Annotated in this window: 21 protein-coding genes; 15 read left to right on the forward strand and 6 right to left on the reverse strand. The window is 61.4% G+C overall.

Annotation, left to right across the window (positions count from 1 at the left end):
• Position 1: 1 nt before the first annotated feature.
• Complete coding sequence (locus M5C56_RS25015) at positions 2-892, reverse strand: LysR family transcriptional regulator (RefSeq protein ID WP_103499050.1); 891 nt, start codon at positions 890-892, stop codon at positions 2-4.
• Positions 893-1017: 125 nt separating this feature from the next.
• Here M5C56_RS25015 and M5C56_RS25020 point away from each other — a divergent pair, with 125 nt between their 5' ends.
• Together M5C56_RS25020 and M5C56_RS25025 are read left to right on the forward strand one after the other, a co-directional pair.
• Positions 1018-1758, forward strand: a complete 741-nt coding sequence (locus M5C56_RS25020) for an SDR family oxidoreductase (RefSeq protein WP_103499051.1) — start codon at positions 1018-1020, stop codon at positions 1756-1758.
• A 428-nt stretch (positions 1759-2186) separates the two neighbouring features.
• Entirely contained in the window at positions 2187-2444 is a 258-nt protein-coding gene (locus M5C56_RS25025; protein WP_103499052.1) for a hypothetical protein, read from the forward strand.
• A gap of 9 nt (positions 2445-2453) precedes the next feature.
• On the opposite strand, the gene betT is transcribed toward M5C56_RS25025, so the two are convergent.
• Positions 2454-4409, reverse strand: coding sequence for a choline transporter BetT (betT, locus tag M5C56_RS25030; protein WP_178129987.1), 1956 nt, complete (start codon positions 4407-4409; stop codon positions 2454-2456).
• Between the two features lie 390 nt (positions 4410-4799).
• A complete protein-coding gene (epsC, locus tag M5C56_RS25035) occupies positions 4800-5729 on the reverse strand; it encodes a serine O-acetyltransferase EpsC (protein ID WP_103499054.1) in 930 nt (309 codons plus the stop codon).
• 190 nt (positions 5730-5919) lie between these two features.
• Here epsC and M5C56_RS25040 point away from each other — a divergent pair, with 190 nt between their 5' ends.
• The 13 genes from M5C56_RS25040 to M5C56_RS25100 all read left to right on the forward strand — a co-directional run bounded on the left by M5C56_RS25040 (position 5920) and on the right by M5C56_RS25100 (position 19588).
• A complete protein-coding gene (locus M5C56_RS25040; protein WP_103499055.1) occupies positions 5920-6912 on the forward strand; it encodes a D-cysteine desulfhydrase in 993 nt (330 codons plus the stop codon).
• 447 nt (positions 6913-7359) lie between these two features.
• A complete protein-coding gene (gene tcyJ, locus M5C56_RS25045; RefSeq protein WP_103498503.1) occupies positions 7360-8157 on the forward strand; it encodes a cystine ABC transporter substrate-binding protein in 798 nt (265 codons plus the stop codon).
• Positions 8157-8822 carry a cystine ABC transporter permease gene (gene tcyL / locus M5C56_RS25050; RefSeq protein WP_103498504.1) on the forward strand — a complete coding sequence of 222 codons (666 nt, stop codon included), beginning with the start codon at positions 8157-8159 and terminating at the stop codon, positions 8820-8822. Before tcyJ ends, tcyL begins: the two co-directional genes overlap by 1 nt.
• 4 nt (positions 8823-8826) lie before the next feature.
• Complete coding sequence (gene tcyN, locus M5C56_RS25055; protein WP_103498505.1) at positions 8827-9576, forward strand: L-cystine ABC transporter ATP-binding protein TcyN; 750 nt, start codon at positions 8827-8829, stop codon at positions 9574-9576.
• Between the two features lie 411 nt (positions 9577-9987).
• Positions 9988-10743, forward strand: coding sequence for a hypothetical protein (locus M5C56_RS25060; RefSeq protein WP_103498506.1), 756 nt, complete (start codon positions 9988-9990; stop codon positions 10741-10743).
• Between the two features lie 211 nt (positions 10744-10954).
• Complete coding sequence (locus M5C56_RS25065) at positions 10955-12196, forward strand: SfnB family sulfur acquisition oxidoreductase (RefSeq protein WP_103498507.1); 1242 nt, start codon at positions 10955-10957, stop codon at positions 12194-12196.
• Positions 12197-12219: 23 nt separating this feature from the next.
• On the forward strand, positions 12220-13413 hold the full coding sequence (locus tag M5C56_RS25070) for an SfnB family sulfur acquisition oxidoreductase (RefSeq protein ID WP_103498508.1): 1194 nt from the start codon (positions 12220-12222) through the stop codon (positions 13411-13413).
• Positions 13413-14768 (forward strand): LLM class flavin-dependent oxidoreductase, encoded by a 1356-nt coding sequence (locus M5C56_RS25075; RefSeq protein WP_103498509.1) that lies wholly within the window; start codon positions 13413-13415, stop codon positions 14766-14768. The genes M5C56_RS25070 and M5C56_RS25075 overlap by 1 nt, the downstream gene beginning before the upstream one ends.
• A gap of 178 nt (positions 14769-14946) precedes the next feature.
• The gene (locus tag M5C56_RS25080; RefSeq protein WP_103498510.1) at positions 14947-15756 is read left to right on the forward strand and encodes a MetQ/NlpA family ABC transporter substrate-binding protein; all 810 of its coding nucleotides are present in this window, start codon (positions 14947-14949) and stop codon (positions 15754-15756) included.
• A gap of 1 nt (position 15757) precedes the next feature.
• The gene (locus tag M5C56_RS25085; RefSeq protein ID WP_103498511.1) at positions 15758-16879 is read left to right on the forward strand and encodes an ATP-binding cassette domain-containing protein; all 1122 of its coding nucleotides are present in this window, start codon (positions 15758-15760) and stop codon (positions 16877-16879) included.
• A complete protein-coding gene (locus M5C56_RS25090) occupies positions 16869-17513 on the forward strand; it encodes a methionine ABC transporter permease (RefSeq protein WP_103498512.1) in 645 nt (214 codons plus the stop codon). Before M5C56_RS25085 ends, M5C56_RS25090 begins: the two co-directional genes overlap by 11 nt.
• A 109-nt stretch (positions 17514-17622) precedes the next feature.
• Entirely contained in the window at positions 17623-18822 is a 1200-nt protein-coding gene (locus M5C56_RS25095) for an ABC transporter permease (protein WP_103498513.1), read from the forward strand.
• A gap of 139 nt (positions 18823-18961) precedes the next feature.
• Positions 18962-19588: a class I SAM-dependent methyltransferase gene (locus M5C56_RS25100; protein ID WP_103498514.1), complete on the forward strand. Its 627-nt coding sequence runs from the start codon at positions 18962-18964 to the stop codon at positions 19586-19588.
• A gap of 212 nt (positions 19589-19800) precedes the next feature.
• Here M5C56_RS25100 and M5C56_RS25105 read toward each other — a convergent pair whose 3' ends face one another.
• The 3 genes from M5C56_RS25105 to M5C56_RS25115 form a co-directional block, all read right to left on the reverse strand.
• The gene (locus M5C56_RS25105) at positions 19801-20097 is read right to left on the reverse strand and encodes a hypothetical protein (RefSeq protein WP_247263349.1); all 297 of its coding nucleotides are present in this window, start codon (positions 20095-20097) and stop codon (positions 19801-19803) included.
• Positions 20098-20555: 458 nt separating this feature from the next.
• Positions 20556-20861 carry a hypothetical protein gene (locus M5C56_RS25110; RefSeq protein WP_247263350.1) on the reverse strand — a complete coding sequence of 102 codons (306 nt, stop codon included), beginning with the start codon at positions 20859-20861 and terminating at the stop codon, positions 20556-20558.
• A 578-nt stretch (positions 20862-21439) separates the two neighbouring features.
• Positions 21440-21655 carry a TOBE domain-containing protein gene (locus M5C56_RS25115; protein WP_017125347.1) on the reverse strand — a complete coding sequence of 72 codons (216 nt, stop codon included), beginning with the start codon at positions 21653-21655 and terminating at the stop codon, positions 21440-21442.
• Positions 21656-21681 lie beyond the last annotated feature (26 nt).

A 21681-nucleotide genomic window follows, 5' to 3' on the forward strand; every position in this document is an offset into this window, starting at 1 on the left:
TTCAAACGGCCTTGGCGAAAACCTCGCTGATCCAGTCGACGAATACCCGCACCCGTGGCGACATATGCCGGTTCTGCGGGTAGAGCACCGACACCGGCATGGGCGGCGGCGGATGGTTCGGCAGGACTTCCTTGAGCAAGCCCTGGCCGATCTGCTCCGCCACCCGGTAATGCGGCACCTGGATCAGGCCCAGTCCAGAGACGGCCGAAGCGGCATAGATCTCGGCGCCGAACACCGACACCCGGCCCGCCAGGGGCACTTCCCGTAGCTCGCCGGCTTCGGTGAACTCGAACGGGAAGAGTTTGCCGGTGACCCTGGAAACATAGTTCACGCCCTGGTGTTGGCTCAGGTCCGAGAGACTTTGCGGTTCACCGTATTTGCGCAGGTAGGCTGGGCTGGCGCAGGTCACCTGGCGCAGGTTGGCAACGCGCCGGCCGACCAGCGAGGAGTCGCCGAGATTGCCCGAACGCAGCACGCAGTCCACGCCCTCGGCGATCAGGTCGATAAAGTGGCTGGCCTCGCTCATCGAGATCTCGATATCCGGGTAGCGCTCGAGAAACGCCGGCAGCGCCGGGACCACGAAGTACCTGGCCAGCGTCCCCTGCAAATCCACCCGCAAACGCCCCTTGGGCGCCACTGAACGGAAGGCCAGTTCGGCTTCTTCCAGCTCCGCCAGCAACTGCACGCAACGGCGGTAATAAGCCTCGCCATCCAGGGTCGGGCGCACGCGTCGGGTACTACGCTCCAACAGCCGGGTGCCGAGCCAGGCCTCGAACTGATTCAGGGTGTGGGTCAGGGTCGCGCGGGGCAGGTTCAGGTCTTCGGCGGCCAGGGTGAAGCTGCTGCGCTCGTAGATCCGTACAAAAGCCTTCATGGCCTTGACCTGGTCCATGGGCGCTCCGTTGCGATTGATTGTTGGCGATTATTGAATAGTAAAGCCAACTATCGAGTATTTATCACCCTGGGTAAACATGTGAAATTGGCGCCACACCCAACCCACGCCCCAGGAGATTCGACATGACTACCCAGACTCGGAAAGTGGCCATCGTTACCGGCGCTTCACGCGGCATCGGCGCGGTTATCGCCCGTCAGCTCGCGTCGGAAGGTTTTGCCGTCGCCATCAACTACGCCAATAGCGCCAACGAGGCTTCGGCACTGGTGGTGGAACTGCGCCAGGCCGGCCACCAGGCCATCGCGATCAAGGCCGATGTCGCCAGCTCCGCCGACGTTGCCCGCCTGTTCGATGAGACCGAGCAGCAACTGGGCAAGGTCGATGTGCTGGTCAACAACGCCGGGATTCTCAAGGTCTTGCCGTTGGCCCAGCACAGCGACGAGCTGTTCGAGCAGACCTTCGCCATCAACACCCGTGGCACCTTCAACACCCTGCGCGAGGCCGCGACGCGGATGAATGACGGCGGTCGTATCGTCAACTTCTCCAGCAGCACCGTGGGCCTGAACCTGCCGGGTTACGCGGTGTATATCGCCAGCAAGGCGGCGGTGGAGTCCTTGACCCACGTTTTCTCCAAGGAGCTGCGCGGCCGCCAGATCACCGTCAACGCGGTGGCCCCGGGTCCGGTGGCGACTGAACTGTTCCTCCACGGCAAGAGCGAAGAGCAGATCCAGACCTTCGCCAAGATGCCACCGCTGGAGCGTCTCGGTCAGCCGGAAGATATCGCCAGCGTGGTGTCCTTCCTGGTCAGCCCGGCTGCTGGCTGGGTCAACGGCCAGATCCTGCGGGCCAATGGTGGCCTGGTCTGATCAGCACATCACCTTCTGAATGATCACCCGGTTCGCGGGCGGTCAGGCGCGTGCGCTTGAATACACCGAGGGGCCCTACGTAGGAGTGGTGCATCAGGCACTGCAAGGCCTTGTGGTGCTGGAGCCGGCGGATGCGGATGTCGCCGAGGTGGTCAATGCCATGGCCGATCGGGGTAGGGGATTTGTTATGGGTCAGTGGTCAGTGAGAGGGCGGGTTTCGATCTACAGTGTTTAGTAAGGGATGAGCGTCTGAATTAAGTCATGTGTGGCGTTCAAAATGGCTTTCGCGGGCAAGCTCCGCTCCCACGGGTTCCGAGTCGTGTCCAAACTTGGCGCACGACAGGGGACCTGTGGGAGCGGAGCTTGTCGGGACGCCGCACCGCCGCGAAGGCGGAATCACAGGCAACACAGCTCCCGGAGGCCAACCCATGCACACCGCCATCATCCTCGCCATCGGCCTGATCCTGCTCGGCTGCACGCTGTTCTTCGGTCAGCGCCTGGGCATCAGCCGGCAGATCCTCGGCGCCGGCTTTCTCGGTATGTGGCTGCTGGCGACCATCGTCAACGGCGCCATCGGCGTGATCACCGCCCACCAGAGCCTCCTTTCGGAGTTGATGATCGGGCTGGCGGTGTTCGGCCTGCCGGCCATCGCCATGGCCTTGTTCATGGTGCTGGACCAGACCTGATCCCAGGCTTCAACGGACCAGATGCAGGAACTGCATATGCCGTTCGTACTGGTCGAGGATGTCGTTGATGATCTGCTCCTTGCTGTAGCCCATCAGGTCATAGTCCTGGCTGCCTTCGCGCAGGTGCACTTCGGCGCGGTAGTAGCGGCGGTTGCGCAGTTCCTTGGGGCCCATGCCGCCACGGGCGAAGGACGGCGTGAAGTAGCCGCGCATCTGCACCTGGTAGATGAACGGATGCTGGTCGTCATGGCCGATTTCCAGGCTGACGCTGTCATTCGCCGGGTCCGGCTGCGTGACCACGTTCAGGCCCTTCTCGACAAAAACCGCACTGACTTCCTCGATGGCCGGACGCACCGTCTGGTCGAGGAAGCGATACACCTCGTCCCGCGACGGAAAGTGCACCGCCTGGCTCAGGCGTTGGCGCCAGCCGCTGCGTCGTGAGCTGGACAGCGGCGCGAGGGAGTGCAATTGGGCGATCTGCTTCTGCGACTCCAGGTAGAACGCCTTGTGCAATCCCCACATCATCAACAGCAGGATCAACGAGAACGGCAGCGAGGTCAGCACCACCGCCGACTTCAGCGCATCGATGCTGCCGGAGAACAGCAGCGCACTGGTGATCAGCGCGGTCATCGCGCCCCAGAACACCCGCAGCCATTTCGGCCCGTCTTCGTCGGCGCTGCCGCCACGGGCGGACAAGGTCGAGAGCACTACGGTGCCGGAGTCGGCCGAGGTGACGAAGAACACGAAACTGATAAACACCGTGATCGCAATCACGGTCCTGCTCCAGGGATAGGTTTCCAGCAGCAGGTACAGGGTCCGCGACGGGTCGTCGATGGCCGACTGGCCGAGGGCGCTCATGCCGTGGTTGAGCACCTGGTCGATGGCGCTGTTGCCGAAGATCGACATCCACGCCAGGGTGAAACCCAGCGGAATCAGCAGCACGCCGAAGACGAACTCGCGAATGGTCCGGCCGCGGGAAATCCGCGCGATAAACAGGCCCACGAACGGCGACCAGGCAATCCACCAGGCCCAGTAGAACACCGTCCAGCCACCCAGCCAGTCACTCGGTTTGTCATAGGCGTAGAGATCGAAACTCTTGGTCGGCAGGGCCCCGAGGTAGTCGCCGACGTTCTGGATCAGGGTGTTGAGCAGGTGCTGGGTGGGCCCGGCGAACAGCACGAACAGCAGCAGCGCGCAGGCCAGCAGCATGTTGATGTCGGACATCACCCGCACGCCCTTGTCGACACCGGCGACCGCGACGGCGATGGCCGCGCCCATCATCAGGGTGATCAGCCCGACCTGGATCCACTGGGTATGGGGCACGTGGAACAGGTAGTCCAGGCCCGAGTTCAGGTGCAACACGCCAAAGCCCATGTCGGCGCCGAGGCCGAACACCGTGGCGATAATGCCGAAGCCATCCACGGCATAACCGATGGGCCCGTTGATGCGTTTGCCGATCAGCGGGTAGAGCGCCGAGCGCAGGGCCAGCGGCAGGTTATGCCGGTAGGCGAAATAGGCCAGGGCCATGCCGACGAAGGCGAACACGCCCCAGCCGTGCAAGCCCCAGTGCAGAAACAGGATCTGCATGGCCTGGCGCGCGGCGGCCTGGGTCCCGGCCTCGCCCTGGGGCGGTTGCAGCAGGTGGGTCAGGGGTTCGGAGACGCAGAAGAAGAACAGCGTGATGCTGATCCCGGCGGCGAATAGCATGCCGGCCCAGGACAGGTAACTGAACTCGGGTTCGTCGTGATCGGCACCGAGCTTGATCTTGCCGTAGCCGGACAAGGCGGTGACCACCACGAAGACCAGGTACAGGGTCATCGCCAGCATGTAGTACCAGCCGACCGTATTGGCCGCCCAGTTCTGCGCCGCCAGCAGCCATTGGCCGGCCGCTTCGGGCAGGGCCATGACCACCAGGCCGAACAGCAGGATAAAGCTCGCGGCGAAGTAGAACACCGGCGGGTTCATGCGGATCAGGCCGCTGGTGGGGAGTGGGGAAGTGCTCATGAAACGGGCACCTCAATGATATGAAACGTGGCTGGACATCTCGGACTCAGCAAAGGCAAGCCTCCTGTTGTGAGCGGGCAGCGAACCGCCGGTTTAACTTGAACGAACGGTCAAGTTAAACACGGATAGGGCTTTGAGGACTAATCGCAGGGCTCGGTGGTGCTTTTCTTACGTGGGCTTTAGGCGGGATGTATGACGCTTGTTATGAGGAAATCGTTCGGGCCTCTTCGCGGGCAAGCTCCGCTCCCACAGGATTCAGTTCGTTCACAGCCTTTGTGTACGACGCGGACATTGTGGGAGCGGAGCTTGCCCGCGAAGAGGCCCGAACAGACGACAAAATTATTCCTGATCTCAGCGCTGCGTCCCTTCCTCATGCTGCTGCAGGTTGGCCTGGGTCAGGTTGCAGCCCGCCGGCACGCTGCGGGTCAGCCAGACATTGCCGCCGATGGTGGCGCCGCGGCCGATGGTGATCCGCCCGAGGATGGTCGCCCCGGCATAGATCACCACGTCGTCCTCGACAATCGGGTGACGCGGATGGCCCTTCTGCAACTGCCCGTCCTCGTCCGCCGGGAAGCGCTTGGCGCCCAGGGTCACCGCCTGGTAGATGCGCACCCGTTCGCCGATGATCGCGGTTTCGCCGATCACCACGCCCGTCCCATGGTCGATAAAGAAACTGCCGCCGATCTGCGCCCCGGGATGAATGTCGATGCCGGTGGCCGAGTGGGCGATTTCCGAACTGATTCGCGCCAGCAACGGCAACCCGGCGCGGTACAGGTGATGGGCCAGGCGATGGTGGATCACCGCGAGAATCCCCGGGTAGCACAGCAACACTTCGTCGACGCTGCGCGCCGCCGGGTCGCCGTGGTAGGCCGCGAGGACATCGGTGTCGAGCAACCGGCGCAGCTCCGGCAGGGCCATGGCGAAGTCCTGGATCAGTTGTACGGCTTTGCTCTGGACCTCGGCGTCCGACTCGCCGCCATGTCGCGCCACGTAACGCAACTCCAGGCGGGCCTGGGCCAGCAAGGCATTGAGGGCGGCATCGAGGGTATGGCCGACGTAGAAGTCCTCGCTTTCCTCACGCAGGTCCACCGGCCCCAGGCGCATGGGAAACAGCGCGCCGCAGAGCGATTCGAGAATCTCGACCATGGCCTGGCGCGACGGCAGCTCGCGGCCGCCCTGTTCATCGCTGACCCGGCCATTACGGCTGCGCCACTCATCCCGGGCGCTACGCAACTGGCCGACGATGGTCTGTAGTTGCCAATGGCTGGAACGCTCGCTCACGATCAAATCTCCGACGGGACGACCGGCCCATCGGGTCGCCTGAATGACTTCCACTTTACGGCACCGACACAAACGGTAATTAAGAACGAATGGTGCTTTCCTCAGAACTTTCCGACATAAGCGAATGACAGTTGCCTGGGGAAAAGCCGCTGCCTATAGTCCAGGCATCTCCTACAGCCAGCTCGGACCCATGATCAAACAACAGCTTGCCCGTTTTAACCGCCTGGAACTTCTGGCCCAGGCCACTCCCCTGGAAAAGCTCGAACGCCTGTCGGCGTGGGTGGGCCGCGATATCTACATCAAGCGCGATGACCTGACGCCCCTGGCCCTGGGCGGCAACAAGCTGCGCAAGCTGGAATACCTGGGCGCCGATGCCCTCGCGGTCGGCGCCGACACGCTGATCACCGCCGGCGCCATCCAGTCCAACCATGTGCGCCAGACCGCGGCCCTGGCGGCCCGCCTCGGGTTGGGCTGCGTGGCCTTGTTGGAAAACCCCATCGGCACCAGGGACGCCAACTACCTGGGCAACGGCAACCGCCTGTTGCTCGACCTGTTCGACGCCCGGGTCGAGCTGGTGGACAACCTGGACAATGCCGACGAGCAGTTGCAGGCCCTGGCCGAGCGCCTGCGCAGCAACGGCAAGAAGCCGTATCTGGTGCCGATCGGTGGCTCCAATGCATTGGGCGCGCTGGGTTATGTGCGGGCCGGCTTCGAGCTGGCGGCGCAGATCGAAGACAGCGGACTGGAATTTGCCGCGGTGGTGCTGGCCTCCGGCAGTGCCGGGACCCACAGCGGCCTGGGCCTGGCCTTGAGCGAAGCGCTGCCGGGGTTGCCGGTGGTCGGCGTGACGGTGTCCCGTAGCGACGAGGCGCAGCGGCCGAAGGTGCAGGGCTTGGCTGAACGTACGGCCGAGTTGCTCGGTGTACCGCTGCCGGCCAGTTTCAAGGTCGAGTTGTGGGACGAGTATTTCGCTCCCCGTTATGGCGAGCCGAACGCCGGGACCCTGGCGGCGGTCAAGCTGCTGGCCAGCCAGGAAGGCATCCTGCTCGACCCGGTCTACACCGGCAAGGCCATGGCCGGGCTGCTCGACGGCATCGGCCGCCAGCGCTTCGAGGACGGTCCGATCATCTTCCTGCACACCGGCGGGGCGCCAGCATTGTTCGCCTACAACGCTATGCTGTAACCCGATCCTGAGCGTGAGGCGAGTACGGCCCCTGTAGGAGTCCGGCTTGCCGGCGATGAGGTCCGCGAGACCGCTAAAAGCTTCGCGGGCAAGCCCTGCTCCTACAGCTTTGCGTCGAGCACAAAATAGGTGAACGACAGAAGACTGTAGGAGCAGGGCTTGCCCGCGAAGAGGCCCGTGAGCCTTGCATCGCCTGATCGGCCTCATCGCTGGCAAGCCAGGCTCCTACAAGAGGCGGGCAGCCCGGCATCAATTGGGGACCAATGGGTAATAAAATAGAATATACAAATAGTTTTTTATTATTTTATAGAATATTAAGCGCTCGCTATAGTCGCGGCGCAGGCGATTTGGCGCGAGACGCCGGCGCCGCTTTAAGGCAGGATTGACGCTGCTCTTCAGAGCGTCAGTTTCGCGTTCCTTCCCATAAGAAAACACACGGGGCTCGTCATGAATATTTCCGCATTTCGCAAGCGTCTGCTGGTCGGCAGCCTGGGATTGGTACTCGGTGCCGGACTGCTCGGCCAGGCCTTTGCCGGTGAGCAACTGGACAAAATCAAGAAAGACGGCGTTATCAACGTCGGCCTGGAAGGCACCTACCCGCCGTTCAGCTTTATCGGTGCCGACGGCAAGCTGGCCGGTTTCGAGGTCGAGTTCTCCGAAGCCCTGGCGAAAAAACTGGGGGTGAAGGTCAAGCTGCAACCGACCAAGTGGGACGGGATTCTCGCCGCCCTGGAGTCCAAGCGCCTGGACGCGGTGATCAACCAGGTGACCATCTCCGAAGAGCGCAAGAAGAAGTATGACTTCTCCGAGCCTTATACCGTTTCCGGTATCCAGGCCCTGGTGCAGAAGAAGGACGCCGACAAGTTCAAGACCGCCCAGGATCTGGCGGGCCACAAGGTCGGTGTCGGCCTGGGCACCAACTATGAACAGTGGCTCAAGGACAATGTGCCGAAAGCCGTCATCAAGACCTACGACGATGATCCGACCAAGTACCAGGACCTGCGCGTAGGCCGTATCGACGCGATTCTGGTGGACCGTCTGGCAGCCTTTGAACTGATCAATAAAACCAACGGCACCCTGGCCGTTTCCGGTGAGCCGTTCTCCCGTCAGGAAGCCGGTATCGCCCTGCGTAAAGGCGAACCCGAGTTGCTGGCCGCGGTAAACAAGGCCATCGACGAACTGCGCGCTGATGGCACCTTGAAAAAGCTGTCGGAAAAATACTTCAACGCTGACGTCACTCAATAATGGAAGCAGCTTTTCAGCTTGCGTTGGACTCCGCGCCCTTTCTGCTCCAGGGCGCGTACTACACGGTCATCCTCAGCCTGGGTGGAATGTTCTTCGGTTTGCTGCTGGGTTTCGGCCTGGCCTTGATGCGCCTGTCGCGCTTCAAGACGGTGAGCTGGATCGCCAGGGTCTATGTGTCGTTCTTTCGCGGCACACCCCTGCTGGTCCAGCTGTTCGTGATCTATTACGGACTGCCGCAGATGGGCATCGAGCTGGATCCGCTGCCCGCCGCGTTGATCGGTTTCTCGCTGAACATGGCGGCCTACGCCTGTGAAATCCTGCGGGCCGCCATCAGCTCCATCGAGCGCGGCCAGTGGGAAGCGGCGGCGAGCATCGGCATGTCGCGGGCGCAGACCCTGCGCCGGGCGATCCTGCCGCAAGCCGCGCGCACGGCTTTGCCGCCGTTGGGCAACAGTTTCATTTCCCTGGTCAAGGACACGGCATTGGCCGCGACCATCCAGGTGCCGGAACTGTTCCGCCAGGCCCAGCTGATTACCGCCCGGACCTTTGAAATTTTCACCATGTATCTTGCCGCCGCCCTGATCTACTGGGTCCTTGCCAGCCTGCTCGCGCACTTGCAGAACCGTCTGGAAGAGCGGGTCAATCGGCATGACCAGGAGTCTTGACAGCATGATTGTGGTTGAAAAACTGACCAAGCAATTCAAGGGGCAGACCGTGCTCAACGGTATCGACCTGACGGTCGAGGCCGGTGAGGTGATCGCTATCATCGGCCCCAGCGGTTCCGGCAAGACCACCTTCCTGCGTTGCCTGAACTTCCTCGAGGAACCCACCAGCGGCCGGATCAAGGTCGGCGACATCGAAATCGATGGCAGTCGTCCGTTGAACCAGCAGTTGGGCCTGGTGCGTAAATTGCGCCAGCAGGTCGGCTTCGTGTTCCAGAACTTCAACCTGTTTCCCCACCGCACGGCGCTGGAGAATGTCATCGAAGGCCCGTTGGTGGTCAAGAAGATGCCGCGCGACCAGGCCCTCGTCCTGGGCCGCAAGCTGCTGGCCAAGGTTGGTCTGGCGGGCAAGGAAGACGCCTATCCGCGCAGGCTTTCCGGTGGTCAGCAACAACGGGTGGCCATTGCCCGGGCGCTGGCGATGGAGCCGCAGGTGATCCTGTTCGACGAGCCGACTTCGGCCCTCGATCCGGAACTGGTGGGTGAAGTGCTGGCAACCATTCGTGGCCTGGCCGAAGAAAAACGCACCATGGTCATCGTCACCCACGAAATGAGCTTTGCGCGGGATGTGGCCAATCGGGTGATCTTTTTCGACAAGGGCGTGATCGTCGAACAGGGTGAAGCCAAGGCGCTGTTTGCCAATCCCAAGGAAGAACGCACCCGGCAGTTTCTCAGCAAGTTTCTCGGTAATACGTAGGACACTTCTTGACTGAATAAGGCGTACTCAGGGAATGAGTACGACGGTTTCGAAAAGTTGCTTTCCCGCCTATCCGGCAATAATTGTTTACTACCGCCTTTCCCCGGCTTCTTCTTTCACACGAACGACTGCGAAAGTAGGAAGTGTCCGAATTCCCGAGCGATCCCCGCCCTGACGGCTTAATGGCTTGACACCTTCCCGGCAAAACTCTTAGCTGCACTTCACAACCTGCACGACGTTATCAGGACTGTATGCACCTTTCGGCCAACTGTTCGCCGGACTGCGCGTGCGCCTTCCAGAATGTTCGACGGTAAGGACGCCTATTAAGGTTCAAGGACAACGGTTGTTTATGCGGCCCAGGCCTGCGCCTGCACGTTGGACTTTTCGTTACCCTACAAAAAGGATTTTTGCATGACTCATTTTCAGGAAACCCTGCGGCTGGCTCCGCCTGTCGTCCCCCAGGCCCATGGGCGTGGTATTGGCCTGTTGGCCGCCGCGCAGTTGTCGATTGTCATCCGGCCCTATGTCGGCATGGATGAGGGCGACCTGATCGAGTTGTTCTGGGACGATTGTTATGTGACGGCGCGGCAGGTGTCGGCCGATGATGTGGGCCAGTCGCTGAGTTTGCGGGTGCCGGAAAGCTTCGTCCTGGACGGGCTGGCGCGGGTTCACTATCGGGTACTGCGGGTGGGCAGCGCCGGCGCCTGTTCGCGTCGGCTCGAGGTGCCGGTCAAGCTTGCCTGTCCGGGTGGCCAGCCCTTCGGTGAGGAAAACCAGGGCTTGGCGCCGCTGATCATTCCCGCGCCGATCCAGCGCTACGGGGTCAACCCCAGCCAGATGCGCCGAGGCGTGCCGCTGACCCTGGCGCCGTATCTGAACATGGCCGCCGAGGACGAAATCACCCTGCTCTGGGGCGATGTGCGCCTCGACCTGCCCAAGCTCGCCGGCGAGGACGTCGGCAAGCCGGTCAGGGTCTTCGTGCCGCCGGCGGTGATCCAGGAAGCCGGTGAAGACAGTGGCCTGGACCTCACCTACTGCGTGATCGACCGGGTCGGCAACAACTCCCGTTGGGCGCCGGCGCGGCGGCTCCGGGTGGGCAGCGCCCGGCATTACATCAGGGCCCCGCGCCCGGTTTTCCCCAAACTCGCCCAACCCTGCCGAGGCTGAGAAGCTGACCTTCTATGTATATTCCCAAAAGTTAGTTTATTTAATTTTTATACGCGCTTAGGGTATATGCACCGGACCACCGGACTTGTTTGATTTCGCTGGCGTCGCGCTTTCGCGACGCCTCCAAAGAGAGATGAGGACGGTATGGTCAGGAACACAATCACCCTTGTGCGGATCGCCAGGGCATTGCGCACGCCACGGAGTGGCGTTGATGTCTAATTTGCATGAAGCACAGGTCCGGAGCGACCTGGATATTGCCCCGTTGTTGCTCCCGGCCCGGGTGCTGCGCAACGACGCCGAAGCCCTGCAGGCCGCCCGTGAGCTGGCCGAGGCTGCCCGTTTGCAGGCCGCGCGCCGCGACCGTCAGCGCAAGCTGCCCTGGGCCGAGATCGAGCAGTTCACCCGCAGCGGCCTGGGCAGCATCACCATTCCCCGCGAGTACGGCGGCCCGCAGGTTTCATTCGTGACCGTGGCCGAGGTGTTCGCGATCATTTCCGCCGCCGACCCGGCGCTCGGACAGATCCCGCAGAACCAGTTCGGCATTCTTCAGTTGCTGCAAGGCACCGCCACCGAACGCCAGAAAAAGCAGCTGTTCCAGAGCGTGCTGGAAGGCTGGCGCATCGGCAATGCCGGGCCGGAACGCGGCACGAAAAACACCCTGGAACTCAAGACCCGGATCACCGCCGACGGTGACGGTTTTGTCATCAGCGGCCAGAAGTTCTATTCCACCGGCGCCCTGTTTGCCCACTGGGTGGCGGTCAAGGCGATCAACGACGAAGGGCGGCAGGTCATGGCCTTCGTGCGGCGCGGCACGCCGGGCCTGCGCATCGTCGACGACTGGTCGGGCTTCGGCCAGCGCACCACTGCCAGCGGCACCGTGTTGCTGAATCAGGTGCGGGTGGAAGCGGAAGACGTTGTCGACAACTGGCGCCAGGGCGAGGTGCCGAATATCCAGGGCGCCTACTCGCAACTGATCCAGGCCGCCATCGACGCGGGCATCGCCCGTGGGGCCATCGATGACAGCATCGCCTTTGTCCGCGAGCGTTCGCGGCCGTGGGTCGATGCCAAGGTCGAGCGCGCCAGTGACGACCTCTACGTGATTGCCGATATCGGCAAATTGAAAATCGAACTGCACGCCGCCGAGGCGCTGTTGCGCAAGGCCGGGCAGGTGCTCGATCAGGTCAGCGCCAAGCCGGTGGATGCGGCCTCTGCCGCGCGTGCCTCGATTGCCGTGGCCGAGGCCAAGGTCCTCACCACCGAAATCGCCCTGCTGGCCAGCGAGAAACTGTTCGAGCTGGCCGGCAGCCGCGCCACCCTGGCCGAATTCAACCTCGACCGACACTGGCGCAACGCCCGGGTGCACACCCTGCACGACCCGGTGCGCTGGAAATACCACGCCGTGGGCGCCTATCACCTGAACGGCAGTTTGCCGGCCCGGCATTCCTGGATTTGACGACCAGACCTCTGGAGAAGCACATGACTTTTTCCCAACACGTCGCGGTCATCAGCAGCGACGAGCAAGCCCTGATCGTGGCCAGCGACCTGGCCGAAGACTTCAAGCGCGACAGCATCCTGCGCGACCGTGAACGGCGCCTGCCGCTGGCCGAGCTGGAGGTGTTTTCCCGCTCCGGCCTCTGGGGCATCAGCGTGCCGAAAGCCTACGGCGGTGCCGGCGTGTCCAACGTGACCCTGGCCAAGGTCACGCAACTGATCGCCGAGGCGGATGCGTCCCTGGGACAGATTCCACAGAATCATTTCTATGCCCTGGAAGTGCTGCGGGTCAACGGCAGCGAGGCACAGAAACAGCGCCTGTATGCCGAGGTGCTCGCGGGGCGGCGCTTTGGCAATGCCCTGGCCGAACTGGGCACCAAGACCGCCCACGACCGTGTCACCAGCCTGCGCCGGGACGGCGACGGTTACCGCATCAACGGTCGCAAGTTCTACGCCACGGGGGCCTTGTATGCCCAGCGCATTCCGACTTCGGTGGTGGATGAGCAGGGTGTCCAGCAACTGGCCTTTGTGCCCCGTGACAGCGCCGGCCTGAACGTGATCGATGACTGGAGCGGCTTTGGCCAGCGCACCACCGGCAGCGGTTCAGTGGTGTTCGAGGACGTGTATGTCGCCGCCGAAGATGTGATCCCTTTTCAGACGGCATTCGAACGTCCGACCCCGGTCGGCCCGCTGGCGCAGATTCTCCATGCGGCCATCGACACCGGTATTGCCCGCGCGGCCTATGAAGACACCTTGCACTTTGTCCGCACCCGCACGCGGCCCTGGATCGATGCCGGCAGCGACAAGGCCACTGAAGATCCCTTGACCCTCAAGAGCATCGGCCACCTGAGCATTCGCCTGCACGCCGCCGAGGCCTTGCTGGAGCGGGCCGGTGAATACCTCGACCGGGCCCAGGCCGAGACCAACGCCGAAACCGTGGCGGCGGCTTCGATTGCCGTTGCCGAAGCGCGGGCCATCAGCACCGAAATCTCCCTGGCGGCCGGCAGCAGCCTGTTCGAACTGGCCGGCAGCCAGGCGACCCTGGCCGAACACGGGCTGGATCGCCACTGGCGCAATGCGCGGGTGCACACCCTGCACGACCCGGTGCGCTGGAAGTACCACGCGGTGGGCAACTACTACCTCAATGCGCAAAACCCACCGCTGCGGGGGACGATCTGATGGCGAAGAAAAAGATCCTGCTCAACGCCTTCAACATGAATTGCATCGGGCATATCAACCACGGTTTGTGGACCCATCCGCGGGACAACTCGACCCAGTACAAGACGTTGGACTACTGGACCGAGCTGGCGCAGCTGCTGGAGCGCGGTTTGTTCGACGGTCTGTTTATCGCCGATATCGTCGGGGTCTACGACGTCTACCAGGGCTCGGTGGAGGTGCCGCTGCGGGAGTCGATCCAGTTGCCGGTCAACGATCCGCTGCTGCTGGTTTCGGCCATGGCGGCGGTGACGAAAAACCTGGGTTTCGGCCTGACCGCGAACCTCACCTACGAGGCGCCGTATCTGTTTGCCCGACGTATGTCGACGCTCGATCATCTGAGCCGTGGGCGGGTCGGCTGGAATATCGTCACCGGTTATCTCGACAGCGCCGCCCGGGCCATGGGCCTCAAGGAGCAGGTCGAGCATGACCGACGCTACGACCAGGCCGACGAGTACCTGGAGGTGCTCTACAAACTCTGGGAAGGCAGCTGGGAAAACGACGCGGTGCTCAATGATCCGACTCGGCGGATCTACGCCCAGCCGGAGAAAGTGCACAAGGTGCGACACGCCGGCGAGTTCTATCAGGTGGAGGGCTATCACCTTTGTGAGCCGTCACCGCAGCGTACGCCGGTGCTGTTCCAGGCCGGCAGTTCGGAGCGTGGCCTGGAGTTCGCCGGGCGACATGCCGAGTGCGTGTTTATCAGCGGGCAGAACAAGGCCGCGACCAAGGTCCAGGTGGACAAGGTGCGGGCCAGTGCGGTGGCGGCGGGGCGTGATCCCGATGGCATCAAGGTATTCATGGGCTTGAACGTGATCGTCGGCGAGACCGAGGAAGCGGCCTGGGCCAAGCATGCCGAGTATCTGGGGTATGCCAGCGCGGAGGCTGGGGTGGCGCATTTTTCCGCGTCCACCGCGATCGATTTTTCCGAGTACGAGCTGGATGAGCCGATCCAGTATGTGAAGAGCAACGCGATCCAGTCGGCGACCAGGAACCTGCAGAACAACGACTGGACCCGGCGCAAGTTGCTTGAGCAGCACGCGTTGGGTGGGCGCTATTTCACTGTGGTCGGCTCGCCCGGGCAGGTGGCTGATGAGCTGGAATCGTGGATCGCCGAAACCGGGCTGGATGGTTTCAACCTGACCCGCATTGTCACTCCGGAAAGCTATGTGGATTTTATCGAGCTGGTGATTCCTGAGTTGCAGCGGCGCGGCTCGTACAAGACCGCTTATGACAGTGGGACATTGCGCGAAAAGCTGTTTCACGGTGAGGCGCATTTGCCGCAGCAACATGCTGGGGCGGGTTATCGCCGGTCCTGAGAGCCTGAGTCACCCTTTGATGTTGCTGTGCCTGTTCCGCCGTCTTCGCGGGCAAGCCCTGCTCCTACAGTTTTATGGTCGTACACAAGATTCGAGTACGACTCGAAACTGTAGGAGCAGGGCTTGCCCGCGAATAGGCCCGCCCAGACACCCCAAAACCTATGACTGGAAACCCATCATGAAAACAACACGTCTCCCCCAACCAGTCAAAGCACTGGTCCTGGCCCTCGGCCTCTTCAGCGCCATGGCCCACGCCGCTGACGCCCCACTCAAGGTCGGCACCACCGCAGCCTTTGCCATCCCCCTGGAAGCCGCTGTCGAAGAAGCCGGCAAACAGGGCCTGAAAGTCGAGCTGGTGGAATTCACCGACTGGATCGCACCCAATGTCAGCCTCGCGGCCGGCGATATCGACGTGAACTACTTCCAGCACATTCCCTTCCTGGAAAACGCCAAGGCCGCCGCCGGTTTCGACCTGGTGCCCTTTGCCCCGGGGATCATCAACAACGTCGGCCTCTACTCGAAGAAATACAAAAGCTTCGACGAGCTGCCACAAGGCGCCACCGTGGCCATCGCCAACGATCCGATCAACAGCGGTCGTGGCCTGCAACTGCTGGCCAAGGCCGGCTTGATCACCCTGAAACCCGGCGTCGGCTACAAGGCCACCGAAGACGACATCGTCAACAACCCGAAAAAGATCAAGATCCTCCAGGTTGAAGCCGTGCAACTGGTGCGCGCCTACGATGACGCCGATCTGGTCCAGGGCTACCCGGCCTATATCCGCCTGGCGAAGACCTTCGATGCCGGCTCCGCGCTGCTGTTCGACGGTCTCGATCACAAGGAATACGTGATCCAGTTCGTGATCCAGCCGAAAGAAAAAACCGACCCGCGGCTGATCAAGTTCGTCGATATCTACCAGCACTCGCCGGTGGTCCGCGCCGCCCTGGATAAAGCCCACGGCAAGCTGTACCAGGCCGGTTGGGAAGGCTGACATGAGTGTCGTCAACCTCCAGCGCCCGCGTGAGGAAACGCCGCGCAGTGCCGAGCAAACCGAACTGCACCCCGAACTCAATCGTGCCCATGTGCGTTTTATTGGCCTGGGCAAGACCTACGAAGGCCGCCAGGGCCCGGTGCATGCCTTGCAAGGCATCGACCTGGCGATCCAGCGTGGCGAGGTGTTCGGCATCATCGGCCGCAGCGGCGCCGGCAAGTCGTCTTTGATCCGCACCATCAATCGCCTGGAACAACCCAGTGCGGGGCGGGTGCTGATCGACCAGGTCGATATCGGTGAGTTCGACGAAAACCGCCTGGTGGAACTGCGTCGGCGCATCGGCATGATTTTCCAGCACTTCAACCTGATGTCGGCCAAGACGGTCTGGCAGAACGTCGAACTGCCGCTGAAGGTGGCCGGGGTGCCGAAGCTGCAACGGGAACAGAAGGTTCGCGAGCTACTGGATCTGGTCGGCCTGCGGGACAAATACAAGGCCTACCCGGCGCAGTTGTCCGGCGGGCAGAAACAGCGGGTGGGGATTGCCCGGGCGCTGGTCCATGACCCGGCGATCCTGCTGTGTGACGAGGCCACCTCGGCGCTGGACCCGGAAACCACCCAATCGATCCTTGGCTTGCTGCGCGAGATCAATCAGCGCCTGGGCCTGACCATTGTCCTGATCACCCACGAGATGGCGGTGATCCGCGAGATGTGCGATCGGGTGGTGGTGCTGGAGCATGGCCGGGTGGTGGAACAGGGGCCGGTCTGGCAGGTGTTAGGTGATCCGCAACATGAGGTCAGCCGGACCTTGTTGGCGCCGTTGCAACACGCCTTGCCGGCGGAGCTGCAAGAGCGTTTGCAGGCGCGGCCCGAGTCAGCGGCATCGGCGGTGGTGTTGCGTCTGCAATTGACCGGCAGCGCTGCCGACGAACCGGACCTGGCGGCGTTGTTCAGCGCCCTCGGTGGGCGGGTGCGCTTGCTACAGGGCGGTGTCGAACGAATCCAGGGGCATGTGCTGGGGCAGTTGCTGTTGTCGGTGAGCGGTTCGTCCCTGGGAGCCGAGGAACTGCGCCAGCGCGCCGGGCGTTGGGCGCAACAGGTGGAGGTGCTGGGTTATGTGGCTTGATCGGTTATGGCAGGGAGTGATCGACACCTTCCTGATGGTTGGCGTGTCGTCGCTGATCGCCTTGCTGCTGGGCATTCCGCTGGCGGTGATCCTGGTCACCAGCGACAAGGGCGGGATCTATGAAGCGCCGGTGGTGAACCGGGTGCTGGGGGCGTTCGTGAACCTGTTCCGTTCGATCCCGTTCCTGATCCTGATGGTGGCGTTGATTCCCTTTACCCGGCTGATCGTCGGCACCACCTATGGGGTGTGGGCCGCCGTGGTGCCGCTGACCATCGCGGCCACGCCATTCTTTGCGCGGATTGCCGAGGTGAGTCTGCGGGAGGTCGATCATGGTCTGATCGAAGCGGCCCAAGCCATGGGCTGCCGGCGTTGGCATATCGTCTGGCATGTGCTGTTGCCCGAGGCGTTGCCGGGGATTGTCGGCGGTTTCACCATCACCTTGGTGACCATGATCAACTCCTCGGCCATGGCCGGCGCCATTGGCGCGGGCGGGTTGGGGGATATCGCCTATCGGTATGGCTACCAGCGTTTCGACAGCCAGGTGATGCTGACGGTGATCGTGTTGCTGGTGATCCTGGTGGCGGTGATCCAGTTGGGTGGGGATCGGTTGGCGAAGGTGCTCAACAAACGCTGAGCATTAAGTTATTCTCCGCGCCGATTGATCTGCGGCAGTCGGTGCGGATTCACAGGGAATCAAGGAATTAGCCAGTTGGCATGGAGCTTTATTATTCAGATTCTCTGTAATGGATGAAGAGAGAGGCCCATCGCTGGCACACGCCTTTGCCGAAGCCGTTCGTGGGCTGAGAGTACTCGGTCGCAAATCCTTGCTGGCGCTGTTTGGGATTGCCGTAGGCTGTGCCGCTATCATCGCCCTGCTCAACATCGGGCATAACGCGGAAATTGAAGCGATCAGTGCATTCCAGAACATGGGCATTGATACCTTGGTTGCTTCATTTCCGGGTTCCACTTCGCAACAAAGTATCGCTCCCGAAGCGCTTGATTTCGCCAGGCTTCGCCAGAAGCTACCGAATATATCCTACGCCGCCCCCATGGCGATTTATGCGACAGACATCCGCTACAACGGTCGCTCCACCGGTGCCACTGTCGTCGGCAGCACAAGTGATTTGTCGGTGGCGCTGAAGTTCAATGTCTTCAGTGGGAGGCTCTTGTCGGATTTCGACCGACATGCCACCTATGCCGTCGTCGGCAGCCAAGTGGCGCGCGCGCTCAGCCAGCCTTCCGACGAACTGTTGATTGGGCGTCAGTTGCAAATTGAAGGTTATATCTTTCAAGTGGTGGGTGTGCTTGAGGATCAGTTCGATAATCCGCTGATTCCGATACAAATAAATAATTCGATATTTGTTCCGATCGAAGGAATGAAAAGGCTGACCTCCAGCCCGCAGGTCAGTGCGATTGTTATCAAGGAACGGGATACCGCGGATATGGAACGCCATGCCAAGTCGCTGCGAGAGTACCTGGTCGGTGTCCTGGGTGAACGTAATATCCTGATTCAAATACCTCAGCAACTGCTTGACAGCATCAAACAGCAGACGAGGACTTTTTCCAATCTGCTGGCAGGGCTGGGTGCGATTTCGCTGCTGGTGGGCGGAGCGGGCGTGATGAACGTGATGCTTTCAAATGTCACGGAGCGCCGTAGAGAGATTGGCATTCGGATGGCCTTGGGCGCGCGCCGTCGAGACATTCTTAATTTATTCTTGATGGAAGCCGTTTGTCTTTCTATCAGCGGTGCGTTGATAGGCGCCGTGCTCGGTCTGGTCGGCACGCTGATTTTTGTATCTTTGTCTGGCTGGACCTTTGCCCTGTCTATTGTTTCTGTGCCGATGGGCATTGGCAGTTCAGTGTTGATCGGCCTTTTCTTTGGCATTTACCCAGCTGTTTCGGCGGCTAGATTGGAGCCGATAAAAGCCTTGCGCGATGATTGAGCGCAGAGGCGAGTGGGCAACATAAGCGTGGCCGGCTTGCTTTGGCAGCGTCGGCTTCTTGCTTCCCCATGATTTGGGCTCGCTGCTTTTCGGGTGCCAAGCGTATAGTCGCTGCATCTCAGTCTTGCATGCCGCTGCCATGAAACTTGCTCCCGACGCTCTCGTTACCATCACCGCCACCACGCTCGGCCATTACAACCGCACGGCCGAAGGTTTTCGTGAAGGCACCCGCGATCACGATGTGAGCCAGAACATCGATGCGTTGTTGCGGCATATCCAGGGTGAGGCGCCGTTTACCGTGCTGGATTTCGGTTGCGGACCGGGTCGTGATCTCAAGACCTTCACCCGCATGGGCCATATCGCGGTCGGTCTCGACGGCTCCGAGCGCTTTGCGCAGATGGCTCGCGAGGACAGTGGTTGCGAGGTGCTGCAGCAGAACTTCCTTGAACTCGAGTTGCCGTCTGGGCGCTTCGACGGAATCTTCGCCAATGCCGTGTTGTTCCATATTCCGCGCCAGGAATTGCCGCGAGTGCTGGGGCAATTGCACGGTGCCTTGAAACCCGATGGCGTGTTGTTCAGTTCCAATCCGCGTGGGGAAAACCAGGAGGGGTGGAATGGCGAGCGTTATGGCTCGTACCACGACCTGGACGCCTGGCGGGAGTTGCTGACGGCGGCGGGTTTTGTCGAGCTGGAACACTATTACCGCCCCGCCGGACTGCCGCGAGAGCAACAGCCATGGTTGGCGAGCGTCTGGCGCAAGGTCTGACGCCAGATACCGCCCCCTGTAGGCGCCGGCTTGCTGGCGGTGGCGTCTGCATAGGCAGCGCAAGGCTCCGGGGCCTCTTCGCGGGCAAGCCCTGCTCCTACAGTTTTGTGCCGTACACAAAATCGGTGAACGACGGAAGACTGTAGGAGCAGGGCTTGCCCGCGAAGCTTTTGGCTGCCTTCAGGCCTCCAGAAAGGGACCTGTCCAGCGCCTCAGTGTTGTTGTGCGAGCAAGTCATCCACCTGGCTCTGCGCCAGCTCGATCAGATGCACCGAGGCCATCGCCAGTTGGCGAGGCGTGCCGCTCAGATGATCGGCGGACTCATACGCCGTCGCGGCGGCCGAACGCAGGATCGAATCGAGATTGTTCAGGGTGTCTTCGGTGTTCGGGAGGGGCGATTTGCGCACAGGCTGATCTGGCAATCCATAGTGAGCGAAGGCACGTTCGGCGGCCTCGGCCTCTACAAAAGATGCATTTTGTAAGGGCGGATCAGGAACGATTGTTTTCATGGCAACTCCTTGATTGATGGAGCCGACACTGATCGCTACCAAACGATATGGGTGGCGGCTATACGCAGGTTGGTAGACCGGGAATCAAGGAACCCAGCGCACTCGAAAGTGCCCCGCGCAGAGCCGCCATAGACGAAAACCGTGGGCAATAAAAAACGCCAACAGAGAATCGACTTGGTGGCGCTATGCGCCTTGATTGACCTCGGGCTACCAAACCCGATCACTGTGTTTTTGCAGTGACAGGTCCAAGCCTAGGTCCCGAGAATCGCAGGCGCAAGCCGAAAGGATTTTCTAGGAAAGTTCACGCAAGGGAAAGGGAATAGTCCTCGGTCTGTGCCCAGAACACCTCCCTGTAGGAGCATGGCTTGCCAGCGAAGGGGCCGGTGAGACCGCCAAAAGCTTTGCGGTACAAGGTTACGCAGTGTTTTCAATACCCCACAAAGAGCATGACTGGCGCTTCAGTGCTGTTGCGCGAGCAAGTCATCCACCTGGCTCTGCGCCAGTTCGATCAGATGCACCGAGGCCATCGCCAGTTGGCGAGGCGTGCCGCTCAGATGATCGGCGGACTCATACGCCGTCGCGGCCGCTGAACGCAGGATCGAGTCGAGATTGTTCAGGGTGTCTTCGGGGTTCGGAAGGGGCGATTTGCGCACTGGATGACGTGGCAATTCATAGTGAGCGAAAGCGCGTTCGGCCGCCGCCTTGAAAGCCGGATCGTTCTTTTCCAGCGATTGAACAGGTGGGTTGGGCGTGACTTTGAACATGGTGATTCTCCTGACATATTGAGAACCCATCACTTTCGTGGCCAAACGAAAGGTGGCGGGCGGTACGCAGGTTGGCCAACCGGGATGTCAGGCACCCGGCGCACCCGAAGGTGCCCCGCGCACAGCCCACCATAAAGCGACAGACACAAAAAAGCGCCTGAGACCGTAGTGGCGCTGGTGCGCCTGACATTGGGCGGGTGACCAAACCCGATCACTGTGTTTTTGCAGTGACAGGTCCAAGCCTAGGTCCCGAGAATCGCAGGCGCAAGCCGAAAGGATTTTCTAGGAAAGTTCATGCAAGGGAAAGGGAATAGTCCTCGGACGGTGCGTGGAACACCCTCTTTGTGGCGAGCGGGCAAGTGTGTATTCAGCCGTCGCGGTATGTTGACATCAATCTCGTCTGTGGCACCCTTGGCGGACCACTCAACCCCGTACGCAGCGATTCAGTTCACTGGCCGTTGGGGTAAAAAAAAACGGCCCTGCGCCGGTTTTTTCGATCAAGGGACGGCATCTGTCCCTCTCGCCAAAAAAGAAAATCCCGAAGGGCCAAGCCCTTCGGGGCTATAGGTATCCATCGCTTACAGCTTGGCGATGGACACCTCGGTGGATTTCACAAAGGCAATCACTTCACTGCCGATCTGCAGTTCCAGCTCTTTCACCGAACGGGTGGTGATCACCGAGGTGACGATCCCCGAAGCGGTCTGTACGTCGATTTCCGAGAGCACGTCGCCGGTGACGATTTCCTTGATGGTGCCCTTGAACTGGTTGCGAACGTTGATGGCTTTGATGGTCATGGCATTGATTCCTGTCGTGGATTGAG

The sequence above is a fragment of the Pseudomonas sp. MWU13-2862 genome, from assembly GCF_023242495.1.
Lineage (GTDB): Bacteria > Pseudomonadota > Gammaproteobacteria > Pseudomonadales > Pseudomonadaceae > Aquipseudomonas > Aquipseudomonas gingeri_D.